Annotated in this window: 23 protein-coding genes; 7 read left to right on the top strand and 16 right to left on the bottom strand. The window is 70.3% G+C overall.

Annotated features, from left to right (window positions below):
* Positions 1–101: 101 nt before the first annotated feature.
* The 3 genes from ACQP2T_RS30030 to ACQP2T_RS30020 all read right to left on the bottom strand — a co-directional run bounded on the left by ACQP2T_RS30030 (position 102) and on the right by ACQP2T_RS30020 (position 2,601).
* Positions 102–881, bottom strand: a complete 780-nt coding sequence (locus ACQP2T_RS30030; protein ID WP_433519404.1) for an ABC transporter permease — start codon at positions 879–881, stop codon at positions 102–104.
* Positions 874–1,872, bottom strand: a complete 999-nt coding sequence (locus ACQP2T_RS30025; protein WP_433519403.1) for an ABC transporter ATP-binding protein — start codon at positions 1,870–1,872, stop codon at positions 874–876. The genes ACQP2T_RS30030 and ACQP2T_RS30025 overlap by 8 nt, the downstream gene beginning before the upstream one ends.
* A 264-nt stretch (positions 1,873–2,136) precedes the next feature.
* On the bottom strand, positions 2,137–2,601 hold the full coding sequence (locus ACQP2T_RS30020; RefSeq protein WP_433519402.1) for a GbsR/MarR family transcriptional regulator: 465 nt from the start codon (positions 2,599–2,601) through the stop codon (positions 2,137–2,139).
* Positions 2,602–2,760: 159 nt separating this feature from the next.
* Here ACQP2T_RS30020 and ACQP2T_RS30015 point away from each other — a divergent pair, with 159 nt between their 5' ends.
* The 3 genes from ACQP2T_RS30015 to ACQP2T_RS30005 all read left to right on the top strand — a co-directional run bounded on the left by ACQP2T_RS30015 (position 2,761) and on the right by ACQP2T_RS30005 (position 6,682).
* The gene (locus tag ACQP2T_RS30015; protein WP_433519401.1) at positions 2,761–4,395 is read left to right on the top strand and encodes a CocE/NonD family hydrolase; all 1,635 of its coding nucleotides are present in this window, start codon (positions 2,761–2,763) and stop codon (positions 4,393–4,395) included.
* A 71-nt stretch (positions 4,396–4,466) separates the two neighbouring features.
* Positions 4,467–5,465: an NAD-dependent epimerase/dehydratase family protein gene (locus tag ACQP2T_RS30010; protein ID WP_433519400.1), complete on the top strand. Its 999-nt coding sequence runs from the start codon at positions 4,467–4,469 to the stop codon at positions 5,463–5,465.
* Between the two features lie 65 nt (positions 5,466–5,530).
* Positions 5,531–6,682 (top strand): FAD-dependent monooxygenase, encoded by a 1,152-nt coding sequence (locus ACQP2T_RS30005; protein ID WP_433519399.1) that lies wholly within the window; start codon positions 5,531–5,533, stop codon positions 6,680–6,682.
* A 196-nt stretch (positions 6,683–6,878) separates the two neighbouring features.
* Here ACQP2T_RS30005 and ACQP2T_RS30000 read toward each other — a convergent pair whose 3' ends face one another.
* From ACQP2T_RS30000 to ACQP2T_RS29985, 4 genes are all read right to left on the bottom strand, one after another.
* Positions 6,879–7,493, bottom strand: coding sequence for a TetR/AcrR family transcriptional regulator (locus ACQP2T_RS30000; protein ID WP_433519398.1), 615 nt, complete (start codon positions 7,491–7,493; stop codon positions 6,879–6,881).
* Positions 7,490–8,947 carry an FAD-dependent oxidoreductase gene (locus ACQP2T_RS29995; protein WP_433519397.1) on the bottom strand — a complete coding sequence of 486 codons (1,458 nt, stop codon included), beginning with the start codon at positions 8,945–8,947 and terminating at the stop codon, positions 7,490–7,492. Before ACQP2T_RS29995 ends, ACQP2T_RS30000 begins: the two co-directional genes overlap by 4 nt.
* A 123-nt stretch (positions 8,948–9,070) precedes the next feature.
* A complete protein-coding gene (locus ACQP2T_RS29990; RefSeq protein WP_433519396.1) occupies positions 9,071–10,354 on the bottom strand; it encodes an ArsB/NhaD family transporter in 1,284 nt (427 codons plus the stop codon).
* Positions 10,351–10,797, bottom strand: a complete 447-nt coding sequence (locus ACQP2T_RS29985; RefSeq protein WP_433519395.1) for a CBS domain-containing protein — start codon at positions 10,795–10,797, stop codon at positions 10,351–10,353. The genes ACQP2T_RS29990 and ACQP2T_RS29985 overlap by 4 nt, the downstream gene beginning before the upstream one ends.
* A 297-nt stretch (positions 10,798–11,094) precedes the next feature.
* Between ACQP2T_RS29985 and ACQP2T_RS29980 the strand changes: the two genes are divergently transcribed.
* Together ACQP2T_RS29980 and ACQP2T_RS29975 are read left to right on the top strand one after the other, a co-directional pair.
* On the top strand, positions 11,095–12,309 hold the full coding sequence (locus ACQP2T_RS29980; RefSeq protein ID WP_433519394.1) for a cation:proton antiporter: 1,215 nt from the start codon (positions 11,095–11,097) through the stop codon (positions 12,307–12,309).
* A gap of 123 nt (positions 12,310–12,432) precedes the next feature.
* Positions 12,433–13,311, top strand: coding sequence for an alpha/beta fold hydrolase (locus ACQP2T_RS29975; RefSeq protein ID WP_433519393.1), 879 nt, complete (start codon positions 12,433–12,435; stop codon positions 13,309–13,311).
* 8 nt (positions 13,312–13,319) lie between these two features.
* Here ACQP2T_RS29975 and ACQP2T_RS29970 read toward each other — a convergent pair whose 3' ends face one another.
* Positions 13,320–14,483, bottom strand: coding sequence for an FAD-dependent monooxygenase (locus ACQP2T_RS29970; protein ID WP_433519392.1), 1,164 nt, complete (start codon positions 14,481–14,483; stop codon positions 13,320–13,322).
* Positions 14,480–14,935, bottom strand: a complete 456-nt coding sequence (locus ACQP2T_RS29965; protein ID WP_433519391.1) for a GbsR/MarR family transcriptional regulator — start codon at positions 14,933–14,935, stop codon at positions 14,480–14,482. The genes ACQP2T_RS29970 and ACQP2T_RS29965 overlap by 4 nt, the downstream gene beginning before the upstream one ends.
* A gap of 153 nt (positions 14,936–15,088) precedes the next feature.
* Between ACQP2T_RS29965 and ACQP2T_RS29960 the strand changes: the two genes are divergently transcribed.
* Positions 15,089–15,799 carry a DUF998 domain-containing protein gene (locus ACQP2T_RS29960; protein WP_433519390.1) on the top strand — a complete coding sequence of 237 codons (711 nt, stop codon included), beginning with the start codon at positions 15,089–15,091 and terminating at the stop codon, positions 15,797–15,799.
* Between the two features lie 114 nt (positions 15,800–15,913).
* Here ACQP2T_RS29960 and ACQP2T_RS29955 read toward each other — a convergent pair whose 3' ends face one another.
* Genes ACQP2T_RS29955 through ACQP2T_RS29925 form a run of 7 tightly spaced genes read right to left on the bottom strand, consistent with a single transcriptional unit; the run spans position 15,914 to position 22,067 of the window.
* Entirely contained in the window at positions 15,914–16,096 is a 183-nt protein-coding gene (locus ACQP2T_RS29955) for a hypothetical protein (protein ID WP_433519389.1), read from the bottom strand.
* A complete protein-coding gene (locus tag ACQP2T_RS29950; RefSeq protein WP_433519388.1) occupies positions 16,056–16,484 on the bottom strand; it encodes a hypothetical protein in 429 nt (142 codons plus the stop codon). Before ACQP2T_RS29950 ends, ACQP2T_RS29955 begins: the two co-directional genes overlap by 41 nt.
* A gap of 41 nt (positions 16,485–16,525) precedes the next feature.
* Positions 16,526–17,614 carry a mandelate racemase/muconate lactonizing enzyme family protein gene (locus ACQP2T_RS29945; RefSeq protein ID WP_433519387.1) on the bottom strand — a complete coding sequence of 363 codons (1,089 nt, stop codon included), beginning with the start codon at positions 17,612–17,614 and terminating at the stop codon, positions 16,526–16,528.
* A 14-nt stretch (positions 17,615–17,628) separates the two neighbouring features.
* Entirely contained in the window at positions 17,629–18,519 is an 891-nt protein-coding gene (locus ACQP2T_RS29940) for a carbohydrate ABC transporter permease (RefSeq protein ID WP_433519386.1), read from the bottom strand.
* Positions 18,516–19,439, bottom strand: coding sequence for a carbohydrate ABC transporter permease (locus ACQP2T_RS29935; RefSeq protein ID WP_433519385.1), 924 nt, complete (start codon positions 19,437–19,439; stop codon positions 18,516–18,518). Before ACQP2T_RS29935 ends, ACQP2T_RS29940 begins: the two co-directional genes overlap by 4 nt.
* Positions 19,439–20,791, bottom strand: a complete 1,353-nt coding sequence (locus ACQP2T_RS29930) for an ABC transporter substrate-binding protein (protein WP_433519384.1) — start codon at positions 20,789–20,791, stop codon at positions 19,439–19,441. Before ACQP2T_RS29930 ends, ACQP2T_RS29935 begins: the two co-directional genes overlap by 1 nt.
* Complete coding sequence (locus tag ACQP2T_RS29925; protein WP_433519383.1) at positions 20,778–22,067, bottom strand: alpha-L-fucosidase; 1,290 nt, start codon at positions 22,065–22,067, stop codon at positions 20,778–20,780. The genes ACQP2T_RS29930 and ACQP2T_RS29925 overlap by 14 nt, the downstream gene beginning before the upstream one ends.
* Before the next feature lie 120 nt (positions 22,068–22,187).
* Between ACQP2T_RS29925 and ACQP2T_RS29920 the strand changes: the two genes are divergently transcribed.
* The gene (locus ACQP2T_RS29920; protein WP_433519382.1) at positions 22,188–22,889 is read left to right on the top strand and encodes a GntR family transcriptional regulator; all 702 of its coding nucleotides are present in this window, start codon (positions 22,188–22,190) and stop codon (positions 22,887–22,889) included.
* The last annotated feature ends 17 nt before the right edge of the window (positions 22,890–22,906 follow it).

The following is a 22,906-nucleotide window of genomic DNA, read 5'->3' as shown; positions in this document are numbered from 1 at the left end:
ATCGCAGGTGTGTCCCGGCGTTTCGACAGGGCAGCAGGCCGGACTGGTCGACATCGGCGTTGTGGGCTGGCCGGGTCAGCCGCGGCACGGGTTGGTTCGGGTCAGCGCGTGTGGTCGGCGCGATTCCACCACACGGCGGTAGCGGCAGCGCCGATCGCGCCGGTAGCCGTCACCAGCAGCAGGCCGAACAAGCCGGGCGGGGCCTGCCCCGTTCCGGCGATGCCGGCGTACAGGCCGGGCACCGACCAGGGGAAGACGGCGCCGTAGCCGAGCGCGGCGATGACCTGAGAGGCGAAGATGATGCCGAACAGGACGCCGACGGCGGCCAGGTAGCCACGGCCGGCGCTGGCGGCCAGGGCCAGCGGCGTGGTGGTCAGCGCGGCAAGCGTGGCCGCAGCCAGGATGCGCGCGAGGCCGTCGATCGCGGCCGGCGCCGACCAGGCGGGCAGGGCGAGCAGGGTGCCGATGAGCAAACCGAGTCCGGCGAGCAGCAGGGCCAGCAGCAGTGCCCAGAGGGCGGCGATGGTGAATTTGGCGGTCACGATGGCGGTGCGGGAGGTGGGCAGAGCGAGCAGATCGGTAGCGGTGTGGTCGCTGAACTCGCGGCCGAACAGCCAGATGGTGATCAGCCCGTAGACGCCTAAGCCGCCGACGGCGACGGCCTGGGCGAGCAGGGCGAGGTAGCCGGGCCAGTCGGCGCTGGCGCCGGACAGCTGGGCCTTGCCGCCGAGAAGGCCGAACGCGCGGGCGCGGCCGGGGTCGGCCAGGATGAACATGAACATCCCGCACACCAGCGTGGCGATGGTGAAGGCCAGCGCGGTGATCCAGGGCAGGCGGCTGCGCCGTGCTTTCAGCAGTTCCGCCCACAGCGCCTCACGCATCCGCCGACCCCTTTCCGGCTTCCGTCTTGGTTGCCGCCGGGTCGTCGTGCGGGGTCTGCGGGCTCGCTCCGATCGTGCGCAGGAAGAAGGCTTCGAGGTCTTCTTCGTGCAGGTGCAGGTCGGTGGGCGGCACTCCGCCGTGCACGAGGACGCTGGCGACCTGCTCCGGCTGGGCCAGGGCGCGCTCGTCGGCGAGCAGCAGGCCGGCCGGCGCGGCGGGTTCGGGGTGATAGCCGTGCGCTCGCAGCACCGCCTGGGCGGCATGATCATCGCGCGTGACCAGGCGCAGGTGGCGGCGGCGATGCCGATCCAGGTGGCCGGCGTCGTGCTCGCCGAGCAGGCGGCCGTTGTGCAGGATGCCGATGCGGGTGGCCAGGCGGGCGACCTCGGCCAGCAGGTGGCTGGACAGGAACACGGTGGTGCCGTGCTGGTGGGCCAGATCGGCCAGCAGGGTGCGGATCTCGGCGACGCCGGCGGGGTCCAGGCCGTTGACGGGCTCGTCGAGGATGAGCAGGGCGGGGACGTGGATGAGGGCTCTGGCGAGGGCCAGGCGTTGCAGGTTGCCGAGCGACAGGGTGCGGGCGCGGCGGTTGGCGTACGGGGCCAGGGCCAGTCGTTCGATGATGTCGTCGGCGGTGGCGGGCAGGCGGCGCAGCCGGCGGACCACGTCCAGGTTCTCGCGGACGGTCAGTTCGGGGTAGGCGGCGGCGGCCTCCACCAGGTAGCCCACGTTCGCCCAGGCGGAGCGGTCGCCGGCTGAGACGTCGGCGCCCAGGACGCGTACCGTCCCGGAGGTGGGGGCGATCATGCCGAGCAGCATGCGGATCAAGGTCGTCTTGCCGGCGCCGTTGAGGCCGAGCAGGGCGTAGATCTCCCCCTGTCCTACGTGCAGGGTGAGGTCGTGGACGGCCGTCACGTCGCGATAGCGCTTGCTCAGGTGAGCGATCTCGATGACCGGCGTCGCCGCGCTGCGGAGCGGATGCGCCGTCATGGCTGGGGGCGCAGGCTGAGATGCGGCGCCATCACGTTGTGGGGGTGGGGGTTTCGGGAGCGCACGGGCACATCCTCGTCTCGATCACTCGATGCGGAGTGGACGTGCCGACCAGGCTTCCCGGCTCACCTGGTGTCAGCCTATCCCTGTCGGCCTGTGCTGGACAGTGGTCTGCCTGCCCCCGTTGCACGGCTGCCGTCGGTGTCGTGGCTCGGGCCCGGTCAGGTGTGATCGATCGGGTGTGGGTATGGGAGGGCGGCAGGCTCAGCGGGGTGAGTGCTGCTCTTCCCAGCGGCGCAGCAGGCCGGGCAGTTCCCCCATCAGGAACTCATAAAAGTCGCGCATCCGCATCAGGCGCGCGTGGGCCGGGTCGCCGGAGGTGGTGGTGGCGATGCCGGTCTCGGCGGCCTGCAGCATGGCGTGGACGGCGGCGTTCTGGGTGGAGAACAGCCGGGGCCAGGCGTCGTCACGCATGCGGTAGTGCTCGCGGCGGCTGCCCGGTGCGGGCAGGCGTTCGATCAGCCCGACCGACAGCAACCCCTTGACCGCACCGGACACCGAGCCGGCGCTGACGCCGAGCCGGTCGCCGATCTCGCCCATGGTGACCGCCTCGGCGTCGGTGAACAGGAACACCGCCAGCGTCCGCGCGTGCATCCGCTGCATCCCGCCCTCGGTCAGGGTCAGCGCCAGCCGTTCTGCCGCCTGCCACTGCTCGTGCCCGTCGTCCACGCGCCACCTCCGTGTGGCAGGATAGCCAATGATTTGAGTCTTCAGAAATTATCGAAAATTCGGTATTGTCGGTGGATCGCCCGCCTTGCGGCGGGTCGATGGTGTGCCGGGAAGCCTGGTCGGCGAGCAAGAGTCACGACCCGTGAAAGGTGAACCCCGATGAGCCTGCTCAGCCGCCTGTTCGACGTCCGTCCCCAGCACCGGTATCCGGTACGAGTTGAGCGTGACCTGGTGATCCCGGCCGCAGACGGCGTGCGATTGCTGGCCAACCGTTACTACCCGGTGGGTGTGGACCGGCCGCCGCTGGTCTTACTGCGCAGCCCGTACGGCCGGGGCAACGCCCTGGACCAGATGCCCGCACTGCTGGCCGAGCGCGGCTACCAGGTGCTGTATCAAAGCCTGCGCGGCACCGCCGGATCGGGCGGCCGCTTCGACGGCTTCACCATCGACCCCGCCGACGCCGACGGCACCCTCACCTGGCTGCGAGCGCAGCCGTGGTTCGGCGACCAGCTGGCCACCTGGGGAGCCAGCTACCTCGGGTACGCGCAGTGGGAGCTGGCCGCCCGCGAAATTCCCGAGTGGAAGATCGCCGTCATCCAGGACGCCCCCGCCGAGTTCGCGCACCGCTTCATGTACCCGGGCGGCGCTTTCGCGCTGGGTAATGCGCTCGGCTGGGTGCAGCTCGTGGACCACATGTTCACCGGCGGCTACTCCGTTACCCGCCAGCTGCTCGCCCTGTTCGGTGCCGCGCGCACGCTGCGCCGCGCCGCGTTGACGCTCCCGCTGAACGAGGCCGACACAACGTTGACGGGACACCAGGTCACCTGGTGGCGCGAGTGGCTCGAGCACGGTCCGGACGAGGCCTACTGGGCCAGGACCGACCATCGGGCCAACGTCGTGCGGATGCCGCCGGTGGTGCGTCTGCAGGGCGGCTGGGACGACTTCTTCCTGCCCGGCATGTTGGCCGACTACGCCGCGCTGCGGGCCTCGGGACGCCAGGTCCGGCTGCTCATCGGGCCGTGGGGGCACGGGAAGGGCCTCTACACCCGCCCCGGCATGAAGGACGCGCTGGCCGCGTTGGACGCCGCGTTGACGGGCAAGGCAGGGGCGGTCGGCGTGCGGGTGCAGGTCACCGGCGCCGATCGGTGGACGGACCTGCCGGACTGGCCGCCGCCGCACCACCCGACCGCCTGGCACCTGCACCCGCACGGCCGCCTGGACACCCGCCAGGCGGACGACCCGACCGCAGGCGGCGCGCCCAGCGTCTATCTTTACGACCCCGCCGACCCGACCCCCACGATCGGGGGGACCATGGTCAGCTGGTCAGCAGGCCGCAAGGACAACCGCGCCATCGAGGCCCGGCCGGACGTGCTGACGTTCACCAGTGAGCCGCTGGCCGGCGACGTCGAGGTGATCGGCCCGGTCCGGGTCCGGCTGCACGCCCGCTCCGATAACCCGTACGTCGACTACTTCGCCCGCCTGTGTGAGGTGTCGCCGCGCGGCCGCTCGACGAACCTGTGCGACGGGATCGTGCGGCTGAGTGAACCCGGCGGTGAGCCCGGCGATGTTCGTGCCGTCGACATCGAGCTGTGGCCGCTGGCCCACCGCTTCCGGCGCGGCCACCGGATCCGGCTGCAGGTCTCCAGCGGCGCCCATCCGCGCTTCGGCCGCAACCCCGGCACCGGCGAACCCCTGGCACGGGCGCGCGAGTTGCGCCCGTCCAAGCACGAGATCTTCCACGACCCCGGCCGCCCCTCCGCGCTCTGGCTGCCCGTCGTCACCGGCACGTCCTGACACCGGCCTCAAACCCCACCTCGCGGCGCGGACCGGCTATGTAAGGCGCCCCCTGCTCAACGGAGCTATCTGTGAAACTCCTCGTTCTCGGCGGCACTCATCACGTCGGCCGCGCCATCGTGGAGACCGCGCTGGAGCGCGGCGACGAGGTCACGACGCTCAACCGCGGCCTCAGCCGTGCCCCCGAACCCGGCGTCCAGGCCCTGATCGCCGACCGCACCGACACCACGGCGGTACGCACCGCCCTGGGCCGGCGAGAGTGGGACGCCGTCATCGACACCTGGGCCTGGGCGCCGCGCGTGGTCGCCGACACCGCCCGTCTGCTGGCCGGCCGGGCCGGGCACTACGGGTACGTCTCCAGCCGCGGCGTCTACCGCTGGCCATGGCCGCCAGCCGCCGACGAGAGCGCCCCGCTGGTGGACGGCGACCCGGCGAGTGAGGACGCCGCCGACTACGCGGCCGCCAAACGCGGCGGCGAACTGGCCGCCCTCGAAGAGTTCGGCCAGCGTGCCCTGCTGGCCAGGGCCGGCATGATCCTGGGCCCGTACGAGGACGTCGGCCGCATCCCGTGGTGGCTGCGCCGTCTGGAGAAGGGCGGCCGGGTGCTGGCCCCCGGCCCCGCCGACGCCCCTCTGCAGTACATCGACGCCCGCGACATGGCCGCCTGGATGCTGACGGCCGCCGAGAACGGCGTCGGCGGCGCCTTCAACGTCACCGGCCGCGCCGGCGCCGTGACGATCGATGAGTTGCTGGAGACCGCGCTGGCGGTGACCGGGTTCGACGCCGAGCTGGTGTGGGCGCCCGCAGAGCTGCTGCACCAGGAGGGATTGCCGCTGGGGATGGAACTCGGACTGCGCTTCCCCCACGACCCGGCGCCGACCGGCATGCAGGACGCCGACGTCACGGCCGCCTTCGCCGCCGGCCTGACCTGCCGCCCGTTGCGGGACACGATCGCCGGCACCTGGGCCTGGCTGCAGGCCGAAGGCGATCCCACGCCGCGCCCCGACGCGCCGTCGCCGGACACCTGGCTCGATCCCGTCAAGGAACGACAGATCCTCGACCAGCTCTGACACCACTCGAATCACCCCGAGATCACCGCAGACATCACCGAGACCGCGACATAGACAGGACACTCATGCGCGCCATCATCATCGGAGCAGGCATCGCCGGCCTGGCCGCCGCCCTGCGGCTACGCCAGATCGGCTGGGAAAGCCTCATCATCGAACGGGCGCCCCAACGCCGGGGCGGCGGGTACGGGGTCACCTTTGGGGGCATCGGCTACGACGCAGCCGAACGGATGGGCATCCTGCCAGCCCTGCAGGCCAAGGCCTTCGTCACCAAGGAGCTCGTCTACCACAAGGCCAACGGGCAACGGGACTTCTCCCTGACCCGCGAGACCATCGCGGCCACCATGGGCAGCAGGTCGATGAACATCCTGCGCGGCGACGTGGAGATCGTCTTGTACGAGGCGGTCTGCGACACCACCGAGATCCGCTTCGGCACCACCCTCACCGCCGTCACCCAAGACGATCACTCCGTACACGTCACCCTCAGCGACGGCACGACGGAACACGCCGACCTGCTCATCGGGGCGGACGGCCTGCATTCGGCGACCCGCGCCCTGGCCTTCGGCCCCGAAGAGGACTATCGCCTCAGCTTGGAGCACATGGTCGCCGTCTACATGCTCGACAAGCGGCCCGCGGCCATCGAGGAGGGAACCACCGGCACGCTTTCCGCCGGCGGCCGTACCGTCGCCGTCATCAGTGTCGGAGACGGTAGGAACGTCGCCTTCTTCGGCTACCGCACCACGCGCGGCATCGACTCACCACAAGACGATCCGCACACGGTGCTGCCCGCCGTCTACGGCGACTTGGGCTGGGTGGTGCCCGAGGTGCTGGCGGGGATGCGGACGGCCGAGTCGGTCTACTTCGACACCATCAGTCAGATGGTCCTCGACCGGTGGAGTCGTGGCCGGGTGGTGCTGCTGGGCGACGCCGCCTGGTGCGTGACCCTGTTCGCCGGCTACGGTTCCTCGCTGGCTGTCGGCGGCGCCGACCTGCTGGGTACGGCGCTGCAGGACAACCCCGGCGACATCCACGCCGCCCTCACCGCGTGGGAGGCGGGACTGCGCCCGGAAGTGGACAAGAAGCAGAAGCTGGGCCGTCGAGTGAAGGGCGTCTACGCCCCTGCCAATCCCTTCGTCCTGTGGCTGAGCCAGGTGCCGTTGCGCCTGGCCGCGCTGCCTCCCGTACGCCGCTACATGGCCCGGCGCTACATCAAGGGCTGAACACACTGGACGTTGATCCCAACGAGTTCGATGTGGCGGATGTAGCACAGCGTCCCCAACCGCAGCCCCGCCGCCATTGCCCAAAAGGCGACGCTCTGGCCATCGCCTTCAACATGGAGATCAAAGCCCGGGTCATGGCCGAACGCGCTGTCCTTCAGCTATCGCATTCGCGCCGAGGGCGATGCCGCCACCGCGGTCACGGTCCTTGAGATGGTTGGTACAGACCGGCCTGGCGGTAGACAGCCTTGAGGTAGCGCAGCATTCCGGCGGCATCCGGCGGGTCGGGCTGGAGCACCCGCCAGGTCACCGCTCCGGCCATCATGTCGATCAGCACGTCCAGGTCGGCGTCCGGCGCGACGGTGCCGTCCTTTTGGGCGCGCTGGAGCATCGCGGCGGCCAGCCGGCGGCGGGGCAGGATGTAGTGCTCCCAGTAGGCGGCCATCAACGACGGATGGCTGACGGCGGAGCCCATCATCCGGGCCGTCAAGGCGCGGAAGGCCGGGCTCGCGGCCATCTCCGCCGCCGCGGGAAGGGAGCGTTCGATGATCTCCTGCGGCGCCATGGCCTGGACGTCGGCGGGCGAGGGGACGAGGTCGGCGCGGACCGTCTGCTCGATCGCCTGGGCGATCAGGTCCTCTTTGGTGCTCCAGCGGCGGTAGACGGTCAGCTTGCCCACCCCTGCCCGCTTGGCGATCTGCTCCATGCTGGTGCCCTCCACACCGCGCTCGATGAACAGCTCCAGCGCCGCGCGCAGGATCGCGGCGTCGGTCTCGGGGTCGCGGGGCCGTCCGCGTCCTCGGGCGGCGGTCATCGGAGGGCTCCGTCCAGCCAGTCGGTGAGGTCGGCCGGGCCGCCCTTGCAGGCCAGGTGGGCGTCCGGGCGTATGAGCATAGTGGGCCGCGGGTCCGCCGGCCTCAGATGCACCACCTGATCGCCGAGCCGATCGCGGGCCGCGTTGAAGGACTCCTCGTCGCCGAGGACGACCCAGCGTCCGCGCAGCTCGGCGTGCAGCCGGGTTCGGGTACCGTCGAGGTGGACGCAGGCCAGGTCGGCGATGCGGTCGCCGGGGCGAGGCTTGCGGCCGCGCCCACCGAGCGGGCCGCGCCGGTAGCTCACCCACAACTGCGAGGTGGTGTACGTGGCCCAGCGCTGGAGCCAGGCGATGTTGAACACCGGCACCAGCACGCGGTCGCGCAGGAGGCGGCCGAGCGGGTTGGCGGCGATGTTCACCTTGGTGGCGGCGGTGCTGCCGCGCAGGACCTGCGTGGCCAGCGGGCGCCGCTCGGCCTCGTAGGCGTCCAGCAGGCGATCACCGGCCCGGCCCTGGACCACCACGGCCAGCTTCCAGGCCAGGTTCTCGGCGTCGCCGAGCCCGGTCAGCATGCCCTGACCGCCGAACGGGGCGTGCGCGTGCGCGGCGTCCCCGGCCAGCAGGATGCGGCCCCGCCGGTAGGTGTCGGCCAGGCGGCGGTGCACGGTGAACAGTGACCCCCAGGTAGCGTCGAGCAGCCGTACACGGGGCAGGCCGGTGCGTTCGGGCAGGATGCGCCGCATGCGTTCGACGATCTGCTCCTCGGTCGGCTTCTCCTCGCGGAAGCCGGGGTCGTAGGCGAGCAGGCGCCACTGGCCGCCCGGCATCGGCATGGCGCCGAACATGCCGTCCGGATGCACCCAGCCGCTGGTGCCGGAGCGGTCGAGGGTCGTGTCGAGATGGGCGTCCACCAGCAGGAAACGCTCACTGAGCCTGACGCCGGGGAAGCCGATGCCGGCCAGCTTGCGTACCGTGCTTCCGGTCCCGTCGCAGCCGACGAGCCATGCCGCCCGCACCGTGGAGCCGTCGGCCAGCACCGCGCTGACGCCGCAGGCGTCCTGTTCGGCCTCGACCAGCCCGGCGTTCCACTCCGGGATTCCGCCCAGCGCGGTCAGCCGGTCGCGCAGCCGCGCCTCGACCCGCGCTTGGGAGATCACCATCGGGGGCGCGGCGGTGCGCAGGCCGGAGTCGCCGAACCGGATACGCATCATCGGCCGGTCCCCGGCGTAGGTGGTGATGTTCATGGCTCGCACCGACTCCTCGGGCAGGCCGCTGAGCGCATCCAGCCGGTCCAGCACCTCCGAGCCGCGCGCGTGCACGAAGTTCGCCCGCGACGTGGTGGCCGGTCCCGGAGCCTTGTCCACCACGCGTACTGAGACGCCGTGCTGCAGGAGCGCGCACGCCAGCGCCAAGCCCACCGGCCCGGCTCCGACCACCAGTACGTCGGTTTCCATGAAGACTCCCTAATTTATTTACGATACCGCTTCGTAAATAAATTAAGCTACGGATGGCGCGGCGTCCAGTGCGCCGTGGGGCGGCGGTGGCCGGCCCTGTCGGCTGGAAGCGGCCGGGACGGGTCACATGAGATAACGCAGCCACAAGTAAGGCGCGACCAGGACGACGGTGACCGTCGTGACGATCAGGCCGTACTTGGTGAATTGCCAGAAGCTGATCGGGGTGCCGTTGCGGGCGGCGATCCCGAGCACCACGACGTTGGCCGCCGCGCCGACCGCGGTGGCGTTGCCGCCCAGGTCGGCACCGAAGGCCAGCGCCCACCACAGCACCTGGTGGCCGCCGTTGGCCTGGACGAGTTGCTCGACGATGGGGCTCATCGTGGCGACGTACGGGATGTTGTCCACGATGGCCGACAGCACCGCTGATACGCCGAGCAGCCCCATCGTGGTCAGTTCCGGCTGCCCGGCGGTCGCCGCGACTGCGGCCTTGGACAGCGCGCCGATGACGCCGGTCTCTACCAGGGCACCGACCAGGACGAACAGCCCGGCGAAGAACACCAGCGTGGGCCACTCCACCTCGGCGATGGCCTGCTCGGTGGTCACCTTGGTCGCCGCCACGAGCACGCCTGCGCCCAACAGGGCCACCACCGACGGCTCGTAGTGCAGCACCGGGTGCAGCACGAACGCCGCCATGACCAGCGTCAGCACGGCCAGCGATTGCCACAACAATCGCCGATCGGCGATGGCCTCGCGCTCGTCCAGCGCCATGATCTCCTCAGCGCGTTCCGGGTCGTAACGGAACCCGCGGCCGAACATCAGCCAGCACAGCCCGACGAACACCGCCATCAGCACGATGACCATCGGTGCCATGTGGATGAGGAAGTCGTTGAAGCTCAAGCCTCCGCGGCTGGCGATGATGATGTTGGGTGGGTCGCCGACCAGGGTGGCCGTGCCGCCGATGTTGGAGGCCATCGCCTCGGCGATCAGGAACGGTGCCGGGTTGACGGCGAGCCGCTCGCACACCAGGAAGGTCACCGGCGCGATCAGCAGCACCGTGGTCACATTGTCCAGCAACGCCGACGCCCCGGCGGTGATCAGCACCAGCAGCACCATCAGCCGGAACGGCCGGCCCTTGGCGCGTTTGGCGGCCCAGATAGCGAGGTACTCGAAGACGCCGGTCTGCTTGAGCACGCCGACGATGACCATCATGCCGAGCAGCAGGAAGATGACGTTCCAGTCGATCCCAGAGTGCTCGGAGAAGAATGCCGCCTCCGCGCCGGTGGCGTGGATCAGCAGCATGATCCCCGCCCCGCCCAGCGCGGCCGCGACCCGGTGGACCTTCTCCGTGGCGATCAGCGTGTAGGCGGCCAGGAACACCGCAACGCTCACCCAGGCGAACGCCGTCATCCGGCGAGCACCCGGTCCAGCAGCGCCCGCAGTGTCACCGCCCCTATCAGCCGCCGGCCATCGCCGAGGATGGCCACCAGTGGGCTGCGGGTGCGCGCCATCAGCGCGGCCAGTTCCAGCACGGTGGCATCGGGGTCGGTGACCGGCAGTTCGTGCTGCTGCCGGGGCAGGGCCTCTCGTACGGTGCGGCCGTCCAGCGCGTTCAGGAAGGTGTCGGCGTGCGCCTCGTCCACCACCCGGGCCAGCGCCGGATCGTCCTGGCAATAGCCGGGCACGGCCAGCCGCAGCACCTGGGTGCCGGGCAGGATCGTGAACGGCGAGCCGTCGTCGTCCACCACGATAAGGCCGGGCAGACCCTGCTCGGCCAGCATCCTGGCCGCGTCGATCACAGGAGAGTCGAGCTGGATGGTAGAGAAGTCGGCAAGCAGATCACGGGCACGCATCGGGGCACGTCCTTCACCCAACGGAAACAGGACATGCCGACCAGACTTCCCGGCTCACCTGTAGACAACGTATCAAGCACCGTCAAGATCGCCCAGAGTGGGACCGGTGGTTCGCACAGTGTCGTTGTGCCGCGTCGTTGTGCCGCGGCTGCCGACGTGCACGTCAGGAAATCATCTGTTTCCGGGAGCATCGCGGCTGTTAAGGTGATGCTGGGTGAGCCGGGAAGTCTGGTCGGCAATGACGTGTCGTTGATTCCGACCGGAGGCGCTGGTGCCCTATTTCTCTCGGTGCCTCTGATGGGCACGCTGCTGACGGTGTTCGCAGCCGTGCTCCTGCTGGCCGTGCTGCTCTCCAGCCTGGCCCACCGCACCATCTTGTCCACGGCGGCGCTGTTCCTGGTGGCCGGATTCGTCCTGGGCGAAGGCGTACTGGGCGTGATCTCGCTGCGGCCCGGCGACGACCTCGTCGCCACGCTCGCCGAGCTGGCGCTGTTCACCGTGCTGTTCACCGACGGCATGCGAGTGGGCTGGCCAGAGCTGCGCGGCGCCTGGCGGCTGCCGGGGCGGGCGCTCGGCTGGGGACTGCCGCTCACCCTGGTCATCACCGCCGTGGGAGCGCACTACCTGCTCGGCCTGGGCTGGATCGAGTCACTGCTGATCGGTGCGATCCTGGCGCCTACCGACCCGGTGTTCGCCGCCGCCCTGGTCGGCAACGAGAAGGTGCCGCCCCGGCTGCGGCAGCTGCTCAACGTCGAGTCCGGCGTCAACGACGGACTGGCGCTGCCGTTCGTCATCCTCTTCCTGGCGATCGCGTCCGGAACGGACGACTTGCACCTCGGCGCGCTGGGGCTGGAGCTCGGGCTGGGCATTCTCATCGGGGTAGCCGTCCCGTGGGCGGCGATCAAGCTGGAGCAGACCCGCTGGTTCTCCGCCTCCACGCAGTACGAGCCGCTCAACGCCCTGGCCATCGGCCTGCTCGTGCTCGCGGTCGGCAAGGCCACGCACGGGAACCTGTTCCTGGCCGCGTTCTCGGCCGGGATCACCGTGGCCACTTTCGGGCCGCGGCAGCGGGAGTCGTTCGAGCACTTCGGCGAGCTGATCGCCGAAGTGTTCAAGCTGGCGGCGCTGCTGGTGTTCGGCGCGCTGATCACACCGGCGCTGCTTGGCTCGGTGGGCTGGCAGGGCTGGCTGTTCTCGATCCTCGCGCTGGTGCTGGCCCGCCCCTTGGCGATCTGGTTGTCCTTCCTGCGCTCCGGGTTGTCGGTGCGTGAGCAGGCGGCGGTGGCTTGGTTCGGCCCCAAGGGCTTCGCCTCCGTCGTGTACGGCCTGCTCGTGCTCGCCTCCGGCATCGTCGCGGCGCAGCAAGCGTTCCAGATCGTGGCCGTGACCATCGTGCTGTCGATCCTGCTGCACTCCTCCACCGACATCGTGGTGGCCCGCTGGTTCGACGACGAGCGCGAGGTCCCTACCTGGTACGGAAGCGTCACCCGCAAGATCCGCCAACGGGATTGACCGTGCCCGGTGCTGCTCGTGCTGAGGACTGTACGTGCCGAGCCTGCCCCTCCGACCCGCCGCAGGCCTGGGCCCGTCCGCTGGCCCGAAAGCCGTAACCCCCGTTCCCTACAAGGAGGTGCCATGGTGTCCACTCCCTCCGCGGCCTTTGCCGAACGCGGCACGGCCGTCGCACACCTGCCGGAAGGCAGGGTGGAATACCGGTTGGAGGGCGACGGCCCCAGGACGGTCGTGGTGTTCCACGGCGGTCATGCGCGAGCGAGCCTGCCGCTGGGCGAGGAGGTCTTCACCGAGGCCGGGTTCACGGTGCTGGCGCCGTCGCGCCCTGGTTATGGACGTACGCCGCTGTCCACCGGCACCACGGCGGCCGGCTTCGCCGACGTCACCGCCGAGCTGTGCCGGACCTTGGGCGTCGAGCGTGTGGCGGCGGTCGTGGGTGTCTCGGCCGGTGGGCGCACCGCGCTGGCCATGGCCGCCCGCCACCCCGAGCTGGTCGAGCGGGTCGTCCTGGAGAGCGCCGTCGCGTTCCTGCCCTGGCCTCACTGGCTGGTCCGGCTGGGTGGGCGGGTGGCGTTTCACGCCCGGCTGGAGGCCGGCACGTGGGCGATCATGCGCTCCCTGCTCCGGGTCGCACCGTCTCTGGCGCTGCGCTTGCTGGTGCGTGATCTGTCGGTCCTGCCCGCGGGTCGGTTTCTGGGGAATCTGTCCACCGCCGAACGGGCCACGCTGACAGGCTTGTTCACCTTGATGCGTTCGGGCAGCGGTTTCGTCGCCGACATGCTCCCCGTGCCGGACTGCGCCGCGCAGGTCGGCCAGCCCGCGCTGGTCATCGCCAGCCGCCAGGACAGGTCGGTGCCCTTCGCCCACGCCGAGTCCCTGGCCGCGGCGATGCCCCATGCCGAGCTGGTGGAAAGCCGCGCCGACAGCCACATGATCTGGTTCGGCGCGGACTATCCGCGGGTTGCCGCGAGAATCGGCGCGTTTCTGACCACCGACCTGTAGCAGAACCCCTAGCTTCTCGAGGGCCCTCGGCCGGGTACCGACAGGTGGGGCGGTTGCCAGCGCCAGGTGGCGTTGCCGTCGGCGGCGATCCCCTTGCGCCACAACGCAGCGGGCACCAGGCGCAGCATGGTCACCATCGCCCGGTGGGCGGCCTCGGAGGTGAGCCGTCGCCCATCCTTGGCGGCGCCGTGGGCGGTTGCTTGGGTGCGCGGGCGGCGTTCGGCGTCGTAGCGGCCCAGCGCGTCCTCGATCGTGGGCTCGCCGGCGAGCGCGGCGGCGAGCACGACCGCGTCTTCGATCGACTGTCCCGCGCCCTGGCCGCGATCGGGGCTCATCGCGTGCGCGGCATCGCCGAGCAGCGCCACCCGGCCGCGGACGTAGGTGGGCAGCGCCCGCACCTGGTGGATATCGATGTGGATGACGGCGTCATCCGGAGTGGCCTCGACCAGCGCTGGGATCGGGTCGTGCCAGTCGCCGATCCGGCCTGCCACCTCGGCCTTCTCACGCTCGTAGCGGACGCCGGGCGCCTGCGCGGTGGTCACGTAGGCCCAGTACGCGCGGCCGCGGGCGATCGGGTGGATGAGGACGTAGCCGCCCGGGCCGAGCGTGACGCTGCCCGGCATGCCGGGCACCTCGGCGATGCCCAGCCAGGCGGTGCGGCCGAGGAAGCGCGGCGGCGGAGCATCCGGCCACATCTGGCGGCGCAGGGTGCTGCGGAGGCCGTCGGCGGCCACGACCAGGTCCGCGCTGACCTGCGTGCCGTCCCAGGAGACAGTCGCCGATGTCGCGTCCTGCCGCACCTCGGTGACCTCCGCGCCGGTGTGCACCCATCCGGCGGGCAGCGCCTCAAGCAGCACCCGGTGCAGGTCGGCGCGGTGGAAGGCGAGCAGCGGACGCGGATCGCCCGGCCGGGCGCGCTGCAGGTACCGGCCGTCCCAGGCACGTAGGTTGCCCGAGGCGTCGGTGGGGACGCCGGCCACGCGGGCCTGTTCGGCGACGCCCAGCTCGGCGAGCGCACGCAGCGCATTGGGCGCCTGCGACATGCCCGCCCCGATCTCGCCCAGCTCGGCCGCCCGCTCCAACACGAGCGCCTGCCAGCCGATCCGGTGCAGGGCCAAGGCGGCGGCCAGCCCGCCGATGCCCGCGCCCACGACGACGGCCCGTCCGGTCATGTCGCCTCCTCCTCATCGACGCGCAGCGAGGGCGCGTCGTCGAACACCTTGGCCATCCACTCGAACGTGGCGTGCGCCTGCCGGATCCGTTCGTCACCTGGCCCGGCCAGGCTCAGGCCGTCACGCGTGATGTCCAGGAACGAGGCGATCGAGGCGATCTGACGGCGCACCACGACCTCCCATGCGTCGTCGGCCATCCGGTAATAGACGGTCCGCTCGCCGGGCCGGGTCCGCCACGTCAAAAAGCCCATGCTGCACAGCAGCCGCAGATTCGACGTCAGCGAGGCTCGGCTGGCGCCGATGGCCTCGCTGATCTGTCCGGCGGACTGCTCAGGCGGATCACAGACCATCAGCCAGCCCAGCACCCGTCCGGCGATGGGCGGCACCCCGTCGCGCGCCAGGTACATGGCGACCCGTTCCACCCACTCCAGCGACGATCCCTGCTCGGTCACACTCGATCCTCATCTCTTGCAGTTATTTTAGTATGAGCTAAAATACCTGTATTGATCAAGTACGCGCCCCCGTCGGGGCCTGCCGATGGTGAGCCGGGAAGTCTGGTCGGCCCGCGACCCGCTGCGGTCACGGAGAATCAGGAGGACGTCCCAATGACCCCCCGTACCCTCAAGCCGCTGCTCGGCAGCGGCATCGCCGTCGGAGTGCTGATGCCGACGCTGCTGTGGGCCGACGGTGCCACACGCCCCGGGTACAGCCTGTGGCACCACGGCGCCAGCCAGCTCGGCACCGGCGAGCGCGCCTGGCTGCAGACGATCAACTTCGTGGTCGGCGGGCTGCTGCTGCTGGCCTTCGCGGCCGGGCTGCGCCAGGCCTTGCACGGCGGCCGTGGCGCCACCTGGGGGCCGATCCTGCTCGGAACGGCCGCGGCCGGCCTGGTCGTGGCCGGGCTGGTGCCCACCGACCCCGCACTGGGCTACCCGCCCGGGCAGCCGGCCGGCGTCACCACGAGCGGCCTCATCCACCAGGTCGCCGGCTTCGCGCTATTCGCCGGGCTCAGCGCCGCCGCGTTCGTCCTGGCCCGGCGGCTGGGAGCGGCAAGCCGCGGCTGGGCCGTCTCTTCCCACCTGTCCGGCACCCTGATCATCGTCTTCGCGTTCGCCGCCGGCATCGCCTACCGCCTCGACACCCTCGGCCTCTGGCGACCGGCCCCCGCCGGTCTGCTCGAACACCTGTCCCTGCTGACCGGCTTCTGCTGGCTCATCGCCGTAGGCGTACGTCTGCTGCGCGGGCACGTCCCGGAGGACTTGAGCACGCCAGCGGATGGCCAAGATTCCGGATCTGCCGCTCCTCAGGCGAGATAGCACGGCACTATGCCCGCCGGGTGGGGTCGCATCACAGGGTGGACGCCACCGGCAAGGCCTCCACCCGTCCCCGGTCACTTGTGTTCCAGGGTGGCGCGTGGTCGCCGCGGGTCCCTAGCGGGACGTGTCAGCGTGCTGGGCGGCGAATCGCTCGCGCCAGCTGTCGATGAGGGGAATCAACTGCTCGGTCATGTAGGCGTAGAAGTCCTTCATCTCGTGCAGGCGCCGGCCGGTGACGCTGTCCTCACCCGCCGCGTCAAGACCTTCCTGGGCGGCCGCGCCCATGGTGGCCGGCATCGCGTTCTGCTGTGACATCAGACTCGCCCAAGCGCCCTGACGAAAGCGGTAGTGATCGCGGCGGCTGCCGGGAGCCGGGACCCCGTTCGAGCAGGCCGAGCCGGAGGCCCAGGAGTGGCTCGGCCAGGGTCGCGGTGCGGCCGGGATCGGCGTGCAGGAGATCGGTGACGCCACGCAGCCGGTCGTCGCGCGGATCGGGCAGGTGCGGGGACTGCTCCGGGGTCTCGGCGAGCCCGTCGATCACCACCGCGCGCAGCCGTTCGTCGGCGCCGGGGCGCGGCTCCCGCCGATCGGTCAGCGCCAGGAGCGCCTCTCGCCGCAGAGGGCTCACCCCCGCGTGCGGGCGCGGTGGCCAGGGCGGCGGGAAAGGCCGGCGGGTTTCCGGCATCGACCGCCAGCCCATGTCGTCGGCGGGCTCGCCGACGGGGCTCAGGCGACGCGATGGTCGTCGACGGCATCGGGATCCCAGTCGATCCCGATGCCGGGAACGTCGGGCGGTGTCATCTGGCCGTCCTCGATCACCGGAGAGCCGCGGGTGATCGCCCGCAACTGCGGGATGTACTCGACGTACATCCCGTTCGGCACCGCGGCGGCCAGGCTGACGTGCAGTTCCATGAGGAAGTGCGGGCTCACCGCGACGTTGAACGCCTCGGCGGCGTGGGCGACCTTCAGCCATGGGGTGATCCCGCCGATGCGGGCCACGTCGACCTGCACGATGCCGACCGCGCCCGCGGCCAGGTAGTCGCCGAACCGCTGGAGGGAGTAGAGGGATTCGCCGACCGCCACCGGCACCGAGGTGGAGGCCGCCAGTCTCCGGTGTCCGTGCAGGTCGTCCGCGGGCAGCGGCTCCTCGAACCAGGCGATGCCGAGCGGCTCGTAGGTCCGGGCGCGCCGGATCGCCTCCGCGGAGGTGAACGCCTGGTTGGCGTCGACCATGACCTCGAAGCCCGGTCCGACCGCCTCGCGGACGGCCGCGAGGCGATCGGCGTCTTCGGCGAGCGACGGTCTGCCCACCTTGACCTTCACCCCGCGCAGCCCGGCTGTGGCCGCCCGCTTCGCGCCGTCCACCAGTTCCTCGACGGGCAGGTGCAGCCAGCCGCTCTCGGTGTCGTAGACGGGTAGCCGCTCGTGCGCGCCGCCTGCCATCCGCCACAGCGACTCCCCGGTACGGCGGCCGCGCAGGTCCCAGAGCGCGGTGTCGACGGCGGCGAACGCCAGTGAGGTGATGGCCCCGACGGTGGTCGCGCGGGTCTGGTCGAGCATGTGCCGCCACAGCGCCTCGACCGGCCGGGCGTCCCGGCCCAGAAGCGCCGGGACCAGGTGGTCGGTGATGAGTGACGTGACGGCCCGCCCGCCGGTCCCGATCGTGTAGGAGTACCCGGTGCCGGACAGCCCGTCGGAGGTGTGCACGGTGACCAGCACCGTCTCCTGCTTGACGAAGGACTGCATCGCGTCGACGCGGACGGCCGCCGGTTGCAGGTCGACCAGCTGGACGTCGATTCGTTCGATTCGGGGCATGTCATGTGCTTTCTTCACTTGAGCGCACCCAGGGTGATGCCGCTCGTGACGTAGCGCTGGAAGATCAGGAAGAGGATGACGATCGGGAAGGTCGCGATGACGAGGCCGGCGAAGAAGGCCCCCTGGTCGCTGACGAACTGGCCCTGGAAGGAGAGCAGACCGACCGACAGTGTGCGGTCCTGCGGGCGGGTCAGCAGCACGACTCCGAACTGGACCTCGCTCCATACGAAGATGAGCCCGAGCAGCGTGACGGAGACGAAACCGCCCTTGCTGATGGGCAGGACCACGCGGAGCAGCGCGGCGAGCTCCCCGTAACCGTCGATCTTGGCCGCCTCGAGCAGTTCCCGCGGCACGGCGGCGAACACCGACCGCATGATGAGGGCGATGGTGGGCGTCATGAACGCCGCGTACACCAGCGAGATGCCCGCCACGCTGTTGAGCAGCCGATACCTGCCCAGCAGCTCGAACGTCGGGATCAGCGCGACGACCAGCGGGACGCTCAGGGCGAGGACCATGACGCGGCTGACCGCGTTCGACAGGCCCCTGGTGGCGCGGGCCAGGCCATAGCCGGCCAGGCTGCCGCAGGTCACGCCGATGGCCAGGCTGCACAGTGCCACCAGCACACTGTTGATGATGTACGTCGACAGCGGCGCGCCACCGACCACGCCCCGCCAGGCGTCGGCGTAGTTCGACAGCACCCACTGGCCGCCCAGCCCCAGCGGGTGGGCGTAGATGTCGCTGGTCGGGTGCAGTGACAGAAGCAGCATCGACACGAACGGCACGACCGTGATCGCCGTCCAGACCAGCAGGAGCGCGTAGCCGACGTACCAGAGCGGGCCGTGCCGCCACACCGAGCGCCGCCGTACGGCCGGGCGCGGCCGGCTCGGAGTCCGTGGCGCGGTCATCGCGCGTCCAGGGTCTGCTGGCGGAAGATCCGCATGACCATGATCCCGATGACGGCGACGATCAGCGTGGTGATGACCGCGGTGGCCGAGCCGTAGCCGTAGTCCTGGTCGACGAAGGACTGTTTGTAGACCAGCACCGGGAGGATGCTCGTGGAGTTGCCCGGGCCGCCTCGGGTCATCGCGTAGATGATGCCGAAGGCGTTGAACGAGAACACCGAGGTCAACGTCGTGATCGTGCCCAGCATCGGTACGATGTTCGGCAAGGTGATCCGGAACAGCCGGCCGGCCGCTCCGACGCCGTCGAGCGTCGCCGCCTCGTGCACCTCCTCGGGGATGGCCTCCATCGCGCCCAGCAAGATCAGCATCGCGTACCCGGTCTGCGTCCACACCGCGACGAAGATCGCCGCGTACAGTGCCGCCGAGGACGACGCCAGCCAGGCGTGATCGTCGCCGAGCCCGATCAGGCCGAGCAGTGAGTTCACCACGCCGGTCGTGGGCTGGAAGGCGTTCGACCAGAAGATGCCCGCGATGCTGACCGGGATGATCACCGGCAGGAACCAGACGACCTTGAAGATCCGGGCGCCGGGGACCTTCCGGCTGATCGCGTTGGCCAGGAGGCAGCCGAGGGTCACCGTGAACACCACGGTCCCGACGAAGAACTGCAGGCTGGTCCCGATGGACTGCCAGACCAGCGAATCGCGCAGCAGGCGCCGGTAGTTGTCGAGGCCGTGGTAGGCGACCGCGCCGATGCCGTCCCAGGTACCGAGGCTGATCCGCACGGATCCGGTGATCGGGTAGGCGACGAGCACGAGCAGCAGCACCAGGGCCGGGACCATCATCGCGATCGGGAAGATCCGTGCCCTCCGGCGCGGCGGCCGCGCCGTGGCGGTCGTCGCCAGGACGACTTTGTCGGCGATCATCAGTCCGACGCTCCCGACACCTTGCCGGACTGCAGGTCCTCCAGCGCCGACTGGTACTGCCGCGCCGCCTCCTGCGGGGTCAGCTTGCCGGCCACGAGCTTCTGCAGCACCGGCACGGAGAACGCCTGCCCGAGCGTGGACGGCACGGTGGAGTCCCAGATGTTGACCAATCCGACGGACCGCGACAGCTCGAACTGCTGCTGCACCAGGTCGCCGAGGTTCGACAGGCTCGACGCGGGGATCGAGGTGAACACCGGGAGCGAACCGGTGGCCGCGATGACGCTGACCTGGTACTTGTCGGTCATGAAGAACTGAAGGAACTTCTTGGCCAGCTCCGGGTTCGCCGCCTTGGCCGGGACCACCAGGGTGTCACCGTTGAAGGCGTCGAAGGGTGTCTTGCGGCCCGGGGTGAGCGGGGGCAGCAGGAACCAGCCCATCTCGAACGACGGCTTGGCCTCCTTCAGGCTCGAGTAGGAGTAGTTGCCGCCCTGCAGCATCGCGAGTTTTCCGCTGGTGAACAGCCCTTGGGCCTGGTCGGTGTCCATGCCGAGCATCCCGTTCTGGTAGATGCCCTTCTTCTGCCAGTCCTGGATCGTCTGGAGCACCTTCACGAAGCCGGGGTCGGTGTACTTGACGTCCGTGGGTGATCCGGGCTTGAAGTTGGTGAGCATGGCGTCGTAGTCCTCGGCCGGCACCGCGGTGGGCAGCAGCGCGTCCAGCGTGTGCCCCAGGTCGTACGGGCTCGAACCGCCCACGCCGAACCCCTCGTAACCGGCGGCCTTGACCTTGCCCACCATGGACTCGAAGTCGGCGACGGAGGCCACCTGGTGGTCGGGCGGGTCGGCGATGCCGGCCTTCGCGAAGGCCGCCTTGTTGTAGTAGACGGGATTGATCAGCAGCTGCTCGTAGAGGACGCCGTAGTGGTGCCCGTCGGTCGTGTAGTAGTCGGCCTGGCTCTTGGAGTACTTGTCCGCCAGGCCCGCGGCCTTCCAGACGTCGTCCAGTGGGGTCAGCTGCTTGTTCTTCAGCAGCGCCGACCAGACGCCCGTGCTGCGCTGGAGGTAGCCGATGTCCGGGGTGCCGGTCGAACTGAGCAGGGCCACATTGGGGCCGCGGGAGCTGCCGGAGTCGACGCCCTCGAAGGTGACCACCGTGCCGGGGTTGGCCTTCTCGAAGTCCTTGCCGACCTGCTGCATCGCGCCGGCCAGCGGTCCGGTGGGGATCTGGATCCGGAGCGACTTGCCGTCGCCGCCGCCTGGCCCGGTGCCGGTGCCGCACGCGACGACGGCGGCCGCGAGCAGGACGCCCGCGAGGACGGGCCTGGCTACCTTGAGAGTTCTAGACAGTGGCATGGGAGCCGTCCTTCCAGGGAGCTGACAGCTCTATGGCGATGACGTCGATGAGCGCGCCGGTCGGCGGCGGCACGGTGATGAACAGTTCGCCGAGCGGCTCGTCGTCCGCGCCGTTCGCCTTGTGCACTTCCTCGTTGAGGCTGTACTCGAGCGGTTGCTCGGTGCCGAGCAGACGAACGCCGACGACCGAGCCGATGGGAACGTTCCTGACGACGAGCACGTCCTGTGGTCGCAGCAGCAGGTGGAGGTAGATGGTGTTGCCGCGCTGCGTGGCCGGGCCGTGGAAGTCGAGGCGTCGCGGCGCGGGCGTGGCCGCGACGATGCTCTCGCCGTGGCCGGCGAGCCAGCCGCCGAGTTGCTTGAGCGCGGCCACCTCGGCCGGCACGAGCGACCCGTCGCCCCGCGGCCCGATGTTGAGCAGGAGGTTGCCGCCCCGGGAGACGACCTCGCTCAGGTAGGAGGCGAGCAGCCGCGGGCTCTTGTAGTCGAGGTCGTCGGGCCGGTAGGCCCAGCTCTCGCTCATGGTGAGGCACAGCTCCCACGGTCCGCCCGGTGGCCGGCGCGGCATGCCCTGCTCAGGTGTCGCGTAGTCGCCCTGGCCCGGCAGCCGGTCATTGATGATCACGTCCGGCTGCAGGGATTTGATCAGCTCGCGGAGCTCGGCGGCGTGCCACTCCTCCGCGGTGCGTTCCCACTCCCCGTCGAACCACAGCAGGTCGATCGGCCCGTACTCGGTGAGCAGTTCGGTGAGCTGTCCCTTGACGTAGTCGAGGTATCGCGCCCACTGCTCCGGTGCGGGCCGCCGGTAGCGGTCGTGCGGGTAGGGACGATCGGCGTCGGTGAACGCCGGGTAGTCGGGATGGTTCCAGTCGAGCAGCGAGTAGTAGACGCCGACACGCAGGCCCTCGGCGCGCAACGCGTCGAAGAACTCCCGGGTGATGTCACGCCCGTACGGCGAGGCCGCGATGGAGAACTCCGACTGCCTCGTGTGGTACATCGAGTAGCCGGCGTGATGGCGGACGGTGAAGACCACGTAGCGGGCACCCGCGTCGCGGGCGAGCCGCGCGACGCCGCGCGGATCCCAGCGCCGCGGGTCGAACGTGGCCGCGCTCGACTGATATTGCGCGATGGTCATGTCGGCTTCGGGTTCTGTCCGGCCCGGCAGGATCGAGTGGCCCACCAGGGGCCAGCCGATCTCCACGCCTTGCTGACTCGCATGGTCCCAGTGCACGAACAGGCCGAAACCCGCCTCGCCGAACCAGTCGGGAAAGGTCACGAGCTCATCCTTCTGCGTTGGGCAGGCTTGCCCAGATCGGATACGATACGATTTGCATGAGGATGCAGGGCGTTTCGGGCATGTGTCAACCACGAATAGGGAAGTTCATTGGGAGGGGAGATGAGTGACTCGACGCCGGTGACGGGCGCGTCCGGCGGCCCGGGTTCCGGCGAGCCGGCCAAGGTCAGCGTCCGCGAATCGGTCTTCCAGACGCTGAAGGCCCGGCTCATGGATCACGATCTGGAGCCTGGGGCGAAGCTGTCGATCGACGGGCTCGCCCGCGAGCTCGACGTGTCGCAGACTCCGGTCCGCGAAGCGCTCGCGCGTTGCGAGTCGGAGGGGCTCGTCGTCCGCCGGCCGAACACGGGCTATCTGGTGGCTCCCCTGCTCGACCGGGCCGCCCTTGACGACCTGTACGACGTCCGCCTGCTCCTCGAACCGTCCGCCGCCGCGCGTGCCGCACGCTACGCCACGGCCGCCGAGGTGCGCGCCATGCGGGGGTCGCTGGAGCAGATGATGTCACCGCTGGTCGGCGACACCTACGAGGCGTATCGCGGCTTCGCGGAGCTGGACGCCCTGTTCCACAACGCGATCGCCGAAGCCAGTCGCAGCCCGCTCATCGCCGACACGCTGCGCAGGTTCCGCGCGCACACCCATGGCTACCGCCTCTACTTCCGCCACGGGATCGCCACTCACGCCGCCGATGAGCACCGCGCGGTGTTCGACGCCATCTGCCGCAATGATCCGAAGGCGGCGGCGACCGCCATGACCGCCCACCTGGAGGCGTCCCGGTCACGCCTGACGAGCGCCTACGAAACCTGACCCGGCCGGTCCGCGAT

The sequence above is a fragment of the Nonomuraea sp. CA-143628 genome (assembly GCF_050942315.1).
Classification (GTDB): Bacteria; Actinomycetota; Actinomycetes; order Streptosporangiales; family Streptosporangiaceae; genus Nonomuraea.
The sequence above is the reverse complement of the archived record's forward strand: the minus strand, read 5'-3'. Positions and strand labels throughout refer to the sequence as shown.